General features: G+C 62.2%; 3 protein-coding genes. All 3 read left to right on the top strand.

Features of this window, described 5'->3' with window-relative positions:
- The first annotated feature begins 44 nt into the window (after positions 1 to 44).
- The 3 genes from C167_RS33145 (at position 45) to C167_RS34030 (ending at position 13,684) form a co-directional block, all read left to right on the top strand.
- Positions 45 to 11,399, top strand: coding sequence for a hemagglutinin repeat-containing protein (locus C167_RS33145; RefSeq protein ID WP_017522118.1), 11,355 nt, complete (start codon positions 45 to 47; stop codon positions 11,397 to 11,399).
- Positions 11,400 to 11,404: 5 nt separating this feature from the next.
- Complete coding sequence (locus tag C167_RS34150; RefSeq protein WP_200860188.1) at positions 11,405 to 11,827, top strand: hypothetical protein; 423 nt, start codon at positions 11,405 to 11,407, stop codon at positions 11,825 to 11,827.
- Between the two features lie 1,167 nt (positions 11,828 to 12,994).
- Entirely contained in the window at positions 12,995 to 13,684 is a 690-nt protein-coding gene (locus tag C167_RS34030; protein ID WP_081596746.1) for an REP-associated tyrosine transposase, read from the top strand.
- Positions 13,685 to 13,730 lie beyond the last annotated feature (46 nt).

The raw sequence follows: 13,730 nt of genomic DNA, 5'->3' as shown, positions 1-13,730 counted from the left end.
TTTAGCTAGTAGCTGGCACTTGCCGGCACTTGGGAGATTCCCACATGGATGTACGCCACCCGTTGTACCAGGCCATTGCCAGCGTTCTCGCCGGCCTCCTGATCCTCAACCCCATCGTCGCGGCAGCGGCCGAGCTGGCAGTAGATGCGGCGGCAGGCGGCAACACGCACCTGGGCGCAGCGGGCAACGGCGTACCGGTGGTGAACATCGCCACACCCAATGGCGCGGGGCTCTCGCACAATCGATTCACCGACTATAACGTCGGGCAGAACGGCCTGATTCTCAACAACGCCACGGGCAAGACCCAGTCCACCCAGTTGGGCGGAATCATCGTCGGCAACCCGAACCTCAAGGGCGGCGCGGCCAGCAAGATCCTCAACGAAGTCACCGGCGCCAACGCCTCGCAGCTGCGCGGCTACACCGAAGTCGCCGGCCAGTCCGCCCATGTGATTGTCAGTAATCCACATGGCATCACCTGCAATGGCTGCGGGTTCATCAATACTCCGCGCGCCACGCTGACCACCGGCAAGCCGCTGATGGACGGCGAGCGCCTGCGCGGCTATGACGTCGACGGCGGCGAGATCGCCATCGAAGGCGCCGGCCTCAACGCCAGCAACCTCGACCAGTTCGAACTGATCACCCGCAGCGCCAAGCTCAACGCCGACCTTTACGCCAGGCAACTCGCGGTGGTAACCGGGCGCAACCAGGTGGACGCCGAAACCCTCGCTGCCACCGCCAAGGCCGACGATGGCAGCGCCAAACCGCAACTGGCCATCGACAGTTCCGCGCTGGGCGGCATGTACGCCGGCGCCATCCGCCTGGTGGGCACCGAGCAGGGTGTGGGCGTGAAGCTGGCGGGCAACATGGCCGCCAGCGCCGGTGACATCCAGATCGACGCCAATGGCCAGTTGACCCTGGCGCAGACCAGCGCCGCTGGCAGCTTGCGCGCCAAGGCCAGCGACATCGCGCTCAACGGCCCGACCTATGCGGCCGGCGTCGCTGAACTGAACGCCAATGGCCAACTGAGCAACAGCCGGAGCCTGGGCGCCGGCCAACGCGTAACGCTCAGTGCCGCGCAAGTCAGCAACAGCGGCATCGTCGAAGCCGGGGTCAATCCGGATAACAGCCGCAACGCGCAAGGCGACGTGGCGATCACCGCGCAGACCCTGCGCAACAGCGGCAGCGTGGTCGCCAGCCGTAATCTGCAAGTCAACGCCAGCGGCACTCTGGACAACCAGGGCGGCGCACTCAAGGGCGCTGATACCCGAATCACCGCAGCCACCCTGGACAACCGCCAGGGTCGCCTGCTGGCGGGCGATCAGCTGAGCCTCAATGCTGCGCGCCTGGACAACCGCAACGGCCAGGCCGTCGCCAGTCGCTTGCAGGTCAGCGGCGGCGCGCTGGACAACCGCCTCGGCCTGTTCTCCGCCGAGCAGTCGCTGGACTTCACCCTCGACAGCCTGGACAACAGCGGCAAGGGTACCCTGGTCAGCAACGGCACCTTGCAGGCCCGCGTTCAGCAGACGCTCGACAACCAGGCAGACGGCCTGCTCTCGGCCAAAGGCGCGCTCGGCGTACAGGCCGGCAACCTCGACAACCGTGGCGGGCTGGTGGTCGGCGACAGCGCCGTGAGCCTCACCGGTGCCAGCCTGAACAACAGCGCGCTGGGCGTGATCAGCAGCCTGGGCGAGCTGAAGCTCGACGTCGGCCAGTTGGACAACAGCCAGGGCGGTACCCTCGACAGCGGCACGTCGCTGCGCCTGAGCGCCAGCCAGGTGAACAACACTCAAGGCAGCGTGAGCGCCAAGGGCGACTTGCAGGCCAAGGTCGGCAGTTTCAGCCAGCAGGGCGGCGAACTGCTGGCCCAGGGCGCGCTGAATCTCGACGCCGGCCAGCTCGACAACGGTGGTGGCGGCCTGATCGCCGCTAACAACGGCGTGACCCTCAAGGGCGGCGACCTGCTCAACCAGGGCGGTGAAATCTCCAGCCGCGCCAAGGTCGATGTGCAGGCCGCGAGCCTCGACAATGCGGCCGGCAAGATCATCGGCGACGCCGGCCTCAACCTGCAGGTGCAGCGCCTCGCCAACCGCGCCGGCACTCTTGCCGGCCGCGACAGCCTGACCGTCAGCGGGCAGAGTCTGGACAACAGCCAGGGCGGCCTGCTCAGCAGCCAGAAGAACCTCTGGCTGCAATTGTCTGGCGCGCTCGACAACAGCGGCAATGGCGCGCTGCTCAGCCAGGGCAGCCTGACCCTCAACGCCGGCAGCCTCGACAACCGCGCCGGCACCGTCTCCAGTACCGGCCAACTGTTCTCGCGCCTAGCCGGGGCCCTGAACAACCAGGGCGGCAAGCTGCTCAGCGACGCCGCCATCGATCTGGGCGGCGCCGACCTGAACAACGCCGGCGGCGTCATCAGCGCGGCGGGCGACATCAGCCTGCAAGGCGCCAAGCTGGATAACAGCCAGAAAGGCCGCATCGTCACCGATGCCGCGATCCATCTCGCCACCGCCCAACTGGACAACAGCCAAGGCGGCAGCCTGTCCGCGCGCGGCGTCATCGACGGTCGTGTCAGTGGCCTCGATCAGCACGGCGCAGGCCAGTTGATCGGCCAGGGCGGCATTGACCTCGACTTGCAAGGTGGGGCCCTGAACAACGCTGGCGGCCTGCTCGGCAGCCCGGGGCAACTGGTCCTGCGCAACGTCGCCAGCCTCGACAACCGGGGCGGGGAAATCTCCAGCGACCGCGCCTTCGCACTCACCACCGGTACGCTGCTCAACCAGGGCGGCAAGATCCTCTCCTCTGATCGCCTGACCCTCACCACCGCCGCGCTGAACAACAACAGCGCTGGCGTGCTGTCCGGCAACAACGGCCTCACCGTCAACACCGCCAGCCTCGACAACAGCCAGGGCGGCACTCTCGCCAGCCGTGCCGACCTGCTCGTGCGCAGCCAAGGGTCGCTGGACAACCACGGCGACGGCGCGCTGGTCGCCGGCGGCAAACTGGATGTCGGCAGCGCCAGCCTGAACAACCAGAGCGGCCTGCTTTCCGCCGGTGGCAACCTGCTGCTGGCCACCGGCACTACCGACAACCGCGAGGGCCGCCTGCTTGCCCAGGGTCGCCTGGACGGCAGCACTGCCAACCTCGACAACCGCGACGGCGTGATCAGCGGGGCGCAAGGTCTCGACCTAGGCGCTGGCGACGTCCTCAACGGCGCCAGCGCTACCGGCAAACCCGGTGGCCTGATCACTAGCCAGGGCGCGCTGACCTTGCGCGGCGGCAAGCTGGCATCCACCGGCGGCGGGGAAATCTCCGCCAAGGGCGGCCTGCACCTGATCGTTGCCCAGCTCATCCAGCAGCAGGCGGCACTGATCGGCGAAGGCAAGGTCACGCTCGATCTGGGCAACGGCGCCCAGCGCGGCGACTTCGACAACCGTGGCGGCCTGCTCAGCGCAGGTGGCCTCCTGGCAATCAACGGCCTGGGCAGCCTCGACAACCGCGGCGGGGAAATCTCCGCCAGCCAGGGCTTCACCCTGACCGCCAGCGGCACCCTCGACAACGGCGACAGCGGGCGGATCATCAGCGCCGGCCAACTCAACCTGAACGCCAGCACCCTGCGCAACGCCAACCAGGGCCTGCTCTCCGGCTGGCAGGGCCTGGTGGTCAATGCCGCCAGCCTGGACAACAGCAGCGGCGGCACACTGTCCAGCCGCGACGGCGCGCTGACCCTGACGCTCAGCGGCGCCCTCGACAACCACAACGAGGGAGCGCTGGTCAGCAAAGGCAAGCTCAGCCTTGGCGCCGGCAGTCTGAATAACGCCGGCGGCATCGTCTCCACCCAGGGCGACCTCGGCCTGACCCTCAGCGGCGACCTGGACAACAGCGGCGCCGGCCTGCTCAGCACCCAGGGCAGCCTGACCGGTAACGCCAAGGCTGTGGATAACCGTGGCGGGCAGATCAGCGCCGCCAGCATCGACTATGACGCCAGCAGCCTCGACAACAGCGGCGGCAGCCTGGTCAGCCAGGGCGCCCTGCGTCTCGGCCTGCTCGGCGCGCTGCTCAACAACGGCGCCGGCTCGAAGATCGCCAGCGGCGGCCCGCTCAACCTGACCCTCGGCAGCCTGCAGAACCACGGCGGCCAGCTCGCCAGCCAGGGCCTGCTCAAAGTCCTCGCCGGCAGCTTCGACAACAGCGCCAGCGGCACCGTGGCCGCGCAGACCGACCTGACCCTGACCCTCACCGGCGAACTGCTCAACAGCCAGGACGGCCTCATCTTCGCCAAGACCGGCCAGCTCAACGTCAGCGCCAGCCGTATCGACAACACCGCCGGCACCCTGCAAGGCCAGGGCGACACCACCCTCAAGGCCATCGGCGCCCTCGCCAACCAGGGCGGCCATATCATCAGCCAGAACGGCCTGCTCGACCTGGGCAGCGCCAGCCTCGATAACAGCAGCGGCGGTGTCCTCAACGCCGCCAACGGCGACCTCACGCTGGTCACCAGTACCTTCAGCAACAACGCCGGCACCACCCAGGCCAACGGCCTCGACCTCACCGCTAGTGGCGGCATCGACAACCGCGCCGGCCACCTCTCGGCCGTCAGCGGCGACAACCGCATCAACACCACCGACCTGAACAACCAGGGCGGCGGCCTGTATGCCGGCGGCTTGCTCTACCTGCGCGGCAACCAGTTGCTCAACGACGGCGCCGCCCTCGGCCAGGGCGGCAGGATCGGCGCCGGCAACCTCGACGCGAGCCTCACTGGCGCACTGAACAACCAGTTCGGCCTGATCGAAAGCAGCGGCAACCTGACCCTCGGCGCGGCCAACATCAACAACGTGGTGGGCGCCATCCGTGCGCTCGGCCAGACGCCCGGCAGCCTACTGCTCGCGGCCAGCCCGACGCAGATGAAGATCACCAGCGGCGGCCTGCTCAACAACAACCTCGGCCGTATCGAAAGCGCTACCCAGGACCTGATCCTGCAGACCGGCGCGCTGCAGAACGGCGGCGGCAATGTGCTGCACGTCGGCACCGGTACTTTCGGTGTCGATCTCGCCCAGGCTGGCCAGGCCGGCGGCAACTTCACCTCCAACGGCAGCCTGACCTACCAGGCCGACAACTGGACCAACAACGCCATCATCCAGGCACGCAGCCTGGACCTGGACATCGGCCAGCTCAACCAGGGCGCCAACGGCCAACTGCTGGCCGCGCAGAGCCTCATCGGCCGTGGCGGCAACTGGACCAACAGCGGCCTGATCGCCAGCGATGGCGCCCTCGACGTCCAGCTCGGCGGGACCTACAGCGGGGCGGGCCGCACCAGCAGCGTCGGCAGCTTCAATCTTGGCGCCAACCTCATCGACCTGAGCGGCAGCCTTGCCGGCGGCCAGGGCGTCACCCTGAACGCCAATACCCTGAGCAACCGTGGCCGCATCACCGCTGGCGACAACCTCACCGCCAGTGCCGGCACCCTCGACAACTACGGCACCCTGGGCGGCGCCGGCGACGTGCACCTCAGCGCCTGGAACCTGCGCAATGACGGCGAGCAGAACGGCGCGCTGATCTTCAGCGGCGGCGATATGCAACTGCACGCGCAGAACCTCACCAACCGCTACGCCAACATCTACAGCCTCGGCAGCCTCGACTTCGCCGGTGATGACAACGGTGGCCGCGCCGCCAGCCTGGACAACCTTTCCGCCACTATCGAAAGCCAGGGCGACATGCGCCTGAACGTCGGCGCGCTGAACAACGAGCGCGTGGTGCTGGTGGTCAATAACGCCGGCAAGTACACCGCGCAGATCGTCGAGGTGAACTGCTACAAGTACCTCAACGACAGCATCGCCGACTGTTCCGGCAAGCGTAACGGCGTCTGGGAGATCACCGAGCGCGACAAGCTCGAAGTACTCCAGGCCAGCGCTGCTTCTTCCATCAGCGCCGGCGGCAACCTCAACCTGCTGGGCGACTCGATCAACAACGCCAGCAGCGTCATCAGCGCCGGGCAGAACCTCTATGCCAACGTCGCCAGCCTGAGCAATGAAGGCGTTGTCACCGGTGAGACCGAGACTTTCCGCGTCTTCAAATCCCAGCGCACCAACAGCATGGGCAGCTGGACCAGCGAGGCCAACGCCTTTACCGACCAGTACTGGATCGACAGCCCCAACTACGTCAACGACCCGGCTGGCCTCGCCGCCGCGATGAGCCATTTCATCGCCCGCACCGAACAGGAACTCACCCAGTACCGTACCGTCACCGAACTGAACAATGGTGACCAGAGCTACGCCGGCATCATCCAGGCCGCCGGCAACGTCAGCATCACCGCCAGCAACGAGATCAACAACAGCGTCATCCGCAACAATTACACCTTCGTCAATCCGGGCCAGAAGACCGGCGACACCGCCATCGGCGCCAGCCCGGTCGCCACCGTGGTGCCGATCAACTCGCAACTGCCGCCCGACCTCGCCCAGCAGCAGGTCAACCCCATCACCCTGCCGGGCTTCAGCCTGCCCACTGGCAGCAACGGCCTGTTCCGCCTGAGCGGCCAAGAAGGTAGCGGGGGCTCTGCCGGCAGTGTGCAGGGCGTCGGCGAGCTTGGCTTCAATGGCCAGAACCTCGGGACCGCCCAGCGCGAACAGGCACAGGGCGGCAGTACCAGCGGTGCAGACAATGTGGCCGTGAGCGGTGGCGCGACCGCCGCCAACGCCCAGTCCGGCTTCGACATCCCGCGTGTGCAGGGCCTGCCCAGCAGCGCCACGCCGAGCAACAGCCACAAGTACCTGATCGAAACCAACCCCGAGCTGACCAGCCTGAAGAGCTTTCTCAGCTCCGACTATCTGCTCGGCCAGCTCGGCTACGACCCGGACAAATCGCAGAAGCGCCTCGGCGACGGCCTCTACGAGCAGCGCCTGATCCAGCAGGCCGTGGCCGCCCGCACCGGCCAGCGCTTCATCGACGGCATGGCCAGCGACGAAGCCCTGTTCCGCTACCTGATGGACAACGCCATCGCCTACAAGGACAGCCTGCAGCTCTCCGTCGGCGTCGGCCTCTCCGCTGAACAGGTCGCGGCCCTGACCCAGGACATCGTCTGGCTTGAGGCAGCCGAAGTGAACGGCGAGAAGGTCCTCGTCCCGGTGCTCTACCTCGCCCAGGCGGAAAACCGCCTCGGCCCCACCGGCGCATTGATTCAGGGCCAGGACGTCAGCCTCATCAGCGGCGGCAACCTCAACAACGCCGGCACCCTGCGCGCCAGCAACAACCTCAGCGCCAGTGCAGGCAACCTGAGCAACAGCGGCCTGATCCAGGCCGGCAACCGCCTCGATCTGCTCGCCGACGACAGCCTCCGCAACGCCGCCGGCGGCATCGTCGCTGGGCGCGACGTCAGCCTCACCGCGCTCACCGGCGATGTGATCAACGAACGCAGCGTCACCCGCATCGACAGCGCCCAGAGTGCCAACCGCACCTGGACCACCAGCTTCGCCGACAGCGCCGCCCGCATCGAGGCCGCCAACAGCCTCGACATCAGCGCCGGCCGCGACGTCAGCAACCTCGGTGGCGTGCTGCAGAGCCGTGGCGACCTGTTCATCGGCGCCGACCGCGACGTCAACATCGCCTCGGTGGAAGTCACCAACGGCCAGCTCAACGGCCGCCGCTACTACGGCGAAACCACCACCCAGCTGGGCGCCGAAGCCAGCGCCGGGCGCGACCTCGACATCAGCGCCGGGCGCGACCTCAACGCCGTCGCCAGCCGCCTCGACGCCGCGCGCGACGCAGCCCTGAGCGCCGGCCGCGACGTCACCCTCGCCTCGGCGGCGGATGAGAGCCACAGCTATAGCAACACGCGCAAGACCAAGAGCAAGAACGATCTGGTCGAGCAGCAATCCACCGTCCTCACCGCCGGCGGCGATGTTTCCCTGTATGCGGGGCAGGACCTGGGCGTCATCGGCAGCCAGGTCAAGGGCGGCGGAAACGTGGCCCTGGATGCCGAGCGCGATGTCGCCATCGTCGCCGCGCAGAACGAGCAGTACGCCTACCTGTACAAGAAAAAGGAAGGGTCGTTCGGCAAGAGCAAGACCAAGACTTCCGAGGGCTATGCCGAGGCCAATGTGGACTCGGTGGTTCAGGCCGGTAAGGACCTCACCGTCAACATCAGCAAGTCCGAAGACGGTGGCATTCGCCTGAACGGCGGTCGTGATGTGGTGGTTGCCGGTAGCCAGCTCCAGGCAGGTAACGACCTGATGCTCGGCGCCACGCGGGATATCTCCATTCTGGCCACTGAGCAGGACCAGGCCAGCGCCAGCGGCAAGAGCAAGTCCAGCGCCTTCGGCGTCTCCAAGATGAAAGAGGTGCGCAATAGCGCCTCCACCGAACAGGTCGGCTCGATCCTCCAGGGTGGCAACGACACCGTCCTCGTGGCGGGACGCAATGTCGACGTCAATGCCAGCCGCATCGGTGCGGGCCGCGACGTGGAACTGCATGCCGGCAAACTCGATGCCACAGGCGACATCAACATCGTTGCCGGTACGGATAGCAGCTCTTCCTATGCCGAGAAGCAGCGCAGCAAGTGGGGTTTCAGCAACTCCGGCAACATGGTGTCCATCAACACCGCGAGCAAGGCTGGCAACACCAGCGAGCAGACCGTCAACGCGCCGAGCGAAATCGCCGCCGGGCGGGATGTGCGCATGACCTCCGCGCGCGACATCAACGTCGTCGGTAGCAACATCGCCGCCGAGCGTACGGTGGGCATGCAGGCCGACCGTGACGTCAACATCCTGCCCGGCCAAAGCACCTCCAGTGCCAAGGACTGGGACAAGAAACGCCAGACTGGCCTGGGCTGGAAAGCCGAGGAAAACACTGGCGTCGCCTACCTGGGGATCGACTGGAGCGCCGAGCACGGCAAGCAGGTCGACACCGCAGCGGCGGGCAGCCAGGTCCGCGCCGGGGAAGACCTTGATATCCGTGCCGGTCGAGACATTCGCCAGCAGGGCAGCGATCTCGATGCCGGTCGCGACATCCGCCTCGTCGCCGGCCGCGACATCGTCTCCGATGCCGGGCAGGACACCAGCGAACAGGAGCGGGTCAAGCGACACCAGCGCGCCAGCATCGGCGTGCAGGGCAGCCAGAGCATCAGTACCGGCATCCAGAACTTCGGCCATCTCGGGGACGGCGAAACCATCTTCGGAAAGGTTTCCAGCGTGCTGAAAACCATCGACGGCACCAGCGATGCCGGCGCTTCCGCCAGCATCTACATCGGCGCCAGCCAGGAGCAGAGCAATCGCGAGGCACAGCAGTACGATGCGCGCAACTCCACCCTCAATGCCGGCCGCGACATCATTGCCCAGGCCGGCCGCGACATCACCCTGCAAGGCACCCAGGCCGACGCCGGCCGCAATATCGTGCTCGATGCAGGGCGTGACCTGAGCATCCAGAGCAGCCAGAGCAACTACCGCAGCAAGGACCGCAGCGATAGCGTCAGCGGCTCGGTGGGCATCGGCATCGGCAACTACAACGTTGCCAGCCAGCAGGGCTCCAGCAATATCGGCTCGAACAACTCCGGTACCAACACCTCCAACAGCGGCATCTACGGCGCCGGCTCGGTGGCCTGGAACAACCAGGAACAGAACGGCTCACGGCAGAACAACGCCCACCTCAACGCCGGTGGTGATATCGATCTGCGCAGTGGCCGCGACACCCTGATTGCCGGCGCCACGGTGGAGGGTGGCGGCGTGAAGATCGACGTCGGCCGCGATCTCACCGTCGCCTCCGTACGCGACCAGGACCGTATCGAAGGCAACGGCCAGAGCCACAGTGGCTCCGGTGGTTTTGGCGGCGGGAGCGGCGCGATCTCCGTCAGCAAGACCGACGGAAAACGCAATTGGGTCGGCGAGCAGACCCGAATCCAGGGCCGCGATAGCGTCGACATCTACACCGAAGGCCACACCCAGCTGGACGGTGCGGTCGTCGCCAGCAATACCGGCGACCTGCTGCTCAACACCGGCACGTTTGGTCATAGCGACCTTTATGACAAGGACCGCTACAAGAGCACCGATATTACCTCGGGCATGGCCTACAACAGCAAGGAAAACGAGAAGGACGGCAAGACCACCAACGACCAGGCCCAGGTGCCCAACAAGTTCATCGCCGGCAGCTACGACATCCGCAATGCCGAACAGGTCAACCGTGCCACGGTGGGGGCCGGCGAGATCGTCGTGCGTGACAATCCGGGGCAGGATCTTGCAGGCCTCAACCGCGATACGGACAAGGCTCAGGAAGTGCTCAAGGATGAGCACAAGGGTGAAGAGCTGTACGTCAGCACCAACTCGGTAACCAAGGTAGGTGAAACGCTGGGAATCCCGCAGGCCATGGCCCGCCGGGACCTGGCCAATGGCTCGGCGGAGGAGCGCAGCGCCGCAGCACGCAAGCTCTTCCAGTACCAACTCAAGGATGACGCCAACTCTGAAGCGGGCCAGGTTGTCGCCGACGCCCTGGCAGAAGTCGCCAAGCGTGATCCCAAGGGCGCCGAGAAAATCCTGCAGATTCTGGACTCCCAGCAGAAGCTGGATTTGCTGGTACAGAATGCTTCAACGACGGGTAGACCGAGCGTTACGGGCGTACTTCTGACCGTCGCCGGAATCCTCGGCAGCCAGGGGAAACAACAATCCGGGGATGCCTCCGGCGGGGACGGTCTCGATCCCACCACGGGTGTGCCGACGTGGACCTCCGGCTCGGGCAATCAAGTGCCACCGAATGCCGTGACCATGGCCGCCGTGGCCGCAATGATCGCGATCATCGATCCGAAGCTGGCATCGGGGTTGTACGGCACACCGATCGCGCAGCAGGACAACTTGCCGTTGACCACGCCGGCTGAGGATCCAACGCTCTGGAAGCCTGGGAGTGGGGGGTATGGGGCGGATGGGAAGGTGGATACGCCAGCCACTACTGGAGGAAGTGGCATCCACCAGCAGGGGCCGACAAGCACCACTTCGCCCATTCAGGTGAGCGATTATTCATGGGTCATGATTAGTGAGAGCGGTGGAGATCTACTTTCCAACGCTACTAAGCAGCTTGATAGCTATATAGACTCTTTCTCTGGTGGGAAGTATAAACCTGCTACAGTTGTTGCAGCTGTTGATCCAATGACAGGTAGAGTGGTGACTTCATCTAGTGGTGTAGTGCCGGAAAATATTGCTCCCGAGTTAAAAGAGTATGCTGATTCTCTTGGCGGGCTAGGGGTAAAAACTTCATGCGGAAATACGCTTGGTCGATGTGCGGAGTTTCGTGCTGCTAATGAGCTATTGCTGAGCAACCCAACGCTGCGAGTTAAGGATATAAAGTTTACACCCGCGATTAGGCCGCGCACTGGGGAGGTTGTCCCTAGATGTGAGAATTGTGAAAATATATTTGGTCATGAATGATGAGAATGGATGAAGAGTTAGTAGAAACTACTGATCTGGATTGGTTTGGCGTTCTCTCTAATGGAGTGGTTGCTCATTTTGCAACTGCCGGCAAAGCGTACTTGCCTGCTGTTATCCGGGAATCTGTAGAGAACTATGAGCTGGCTTTTGAATATTTTAGTTCGCTAGAGTATTCTTCGGAATGGTCTGTTGTGGAAGATAATTTGCCGAATTTTGCTAATGATCGTAGTCGAGTTCGCTATATTTCTCCCTTTGTCGAAATGGCTCGGCGTGGGCTGTATAGTTATGATGCTAGTGAAGATGGTGGTTATAAGTTAATTGCAGTGCCGGCGGTCGAATTGAAGTTTGTTTCTGAAGATTTAATTGGCGTTCTTCCATGCTTCAAGTTGGATCCTGTAGATATTATTTCCCCTGATAATTTAGTGTAAAGTACGAAAGGGGGATAAATTTATTTAATGCGAAAAGGGGATAGATTTATTTTTCTACTCTAAAAATAGGCGCGGGCTTAGGTTTAGAGTACGGAAAATAAATCTGTCCCCTTTTCCCGTCCCCTTTTCCCTGTGATTTGATTCGATTTGATCGCCCCTAAGTGGATGGTGATATGCCAAAATTCTCTTGTGTGTGCGGGTATGTTATTAATCTCTCGGCTGGGACATCCGACTGTGAGTTTAGTTTGGTCTCGGAGAAGATTATAGATGATCTTGGTGGTCTCTTGTCTGTCGGCGGTATAGGTGAAGCAGAGTTTTATGATGCAATAGGTTCTGGTGCTGTTGCTGTTTATCGCTGTCCAAGCTGTAATCGTCTCCATTTGGATGAAGGGGGTGGTGTATTTCAGTCGTATGTGAAAGAGATAATTTGATCTTGCACATGAACTGAGGCCGAAAAGCGGCCGAAAAGAGCAGCGAAAAAGTGGGCAGATTTACTTTTCTACTCTAAAACTAGGCGCGGAGTTAATTTTAGAGTACGGAAAATAAATCTGTCCCCTTTTTCTCTTGTCGTGGTGGGGAATATGGAAAAGAGCTATGTTAATAGTGTGTTCGGTCTCTCTGGCAATAGTGTGAATGCTCTGAAGTATTCTGAGTTGTTCAGTTATCCAGGCTCCTATTTGCTAAAGGAAACACCTATGAGCTCCATTCCAGGTGCGGTTGGTGGAATGATTGGGGCGGGAGCGTCCGAGGCTTCAAATACTGCTGTTCTTCAAGAGATTAGTAAAGGTAAATAGCTGTGAAAAGGATATCTCTTTGGATGTGTCTATTTTGTGTGTTCTTTGCTGCATCTTGTTTGATTATATTCTTGATTCAGTTTGTGAATTTGGTTGAGTATAAGGATGGGCTGGTTTTTCAATATACGTTTAATAGTTTTTTATACTTAATTAAGGTTGGGGCTTGGTTGGGGGTGGTCGGAGCTACAGGTGTTTCATTTTTATTGCATCTTGAGAGGCGTGGTTAGTTTGCGGTCTGTGTCCCGTCCCAAGTGTACGCGCGAAAAGGGGACAGATTTATTTTTCCTACTCTAATCTCGGCTGACGTGAAGGTGACTAGGTACCTTTAGAGGTGGCAGCCTTTCTCCAAAACCAAATACTCATGGAGAGAGCGATGCCTAGGGTTGGTCGTGTCATATTGCCTAACTACCCACACCATGTCGTTCAACGGGGCCATAACCGACAGGTGGTGTTCGTTGAGAGCGAGGACTACGAGCGCTATCTCGCTGACCTCCGTGAGTTGAAGGATGCGTTTGGCGTTAAGGTTTATGCGTACTGCCTGATGACCGACCATGTGCATCTGCTTCTTGCACCGGATGAGTCAGTTACCGGTTTGAGTCAGTTGATGAAAACGCTCTCAGCACGGATGACGCGTTACAGAAATCGCTTAGAGCACCGTAGTGGGACGTTATGGGAAAGTCGCTTCAAGTCCAGCCTGGTTCAGTCGGACGCGTATTTGTTGGCATGCAGTCGCTATATAGAACTGAACCCTGTGCGCGCTAGGTTGGTTCGGCGTGCTGCAGAGTATCCATGGTCCAGCTATACCCAGCACGTTGGGGACTCCTGCATGTGGATCGATAGCGATCCATGCTATGAAGCGCTTGCCGAGTCTGAAGATGAGCGCCATGACCGCTATCGTGCTTTTCTTGGTCAGCTTGGTAGTGATGAAGAAAATCAACTCATTCGCGATGCGCTGCAGAGGGGCCAGTTGACTGGTAATTCTCGCTTTGTTGATGAGGTGGAGAGAATTTCCGGCGTCCGGATCGAACTGCGTGGTCAAGGGAGACCATCCAAATTAGAGTAGGTAAAATAAATCTGTCCCCTTTTTGGGTCCCTTTTTGGTCCGTGTC

The sequence above is a fragment of the Pseudomonas nitroreducens TX1 genome, assembly GCF_000313755.1.
GTDB lineage: Bacteria > Pseudomonadota > Gammaproteobacteria > Pseudomonadales > Pseudomonadaceae > Pseudomonas > Pseudomonas nitroreducens_A.
Note: the sequence above shows the minus strand (reverse complement) of the source record. Positions and strands in the feature narration are given on the sequence as shown.

Excerpts from the sequence above, each read along its gene's own strand:
- C167_RS33145 (WP_017522118.1), top strand. The coding sequence starts at position 45 with ATGGATGTACGCCACCCGTTGTACCAGGCCATTGCCAGCGTTCTCGCC.
- C167_RS34150 (WP_200860188.1), top strand. The coding sequence starts at position 11,405 with ATGGATGAAGAGTTAGTAGAAACTACTGATCTGGATTGGTTTGGCGTT.
- C167_RS34030 (WP_081596746.1), top strand. The coding sequence starts at position 12,995 with ATGCCTAGGGTTGGTCGTGTCATATTGCCTAACTACCCACACCATGTC.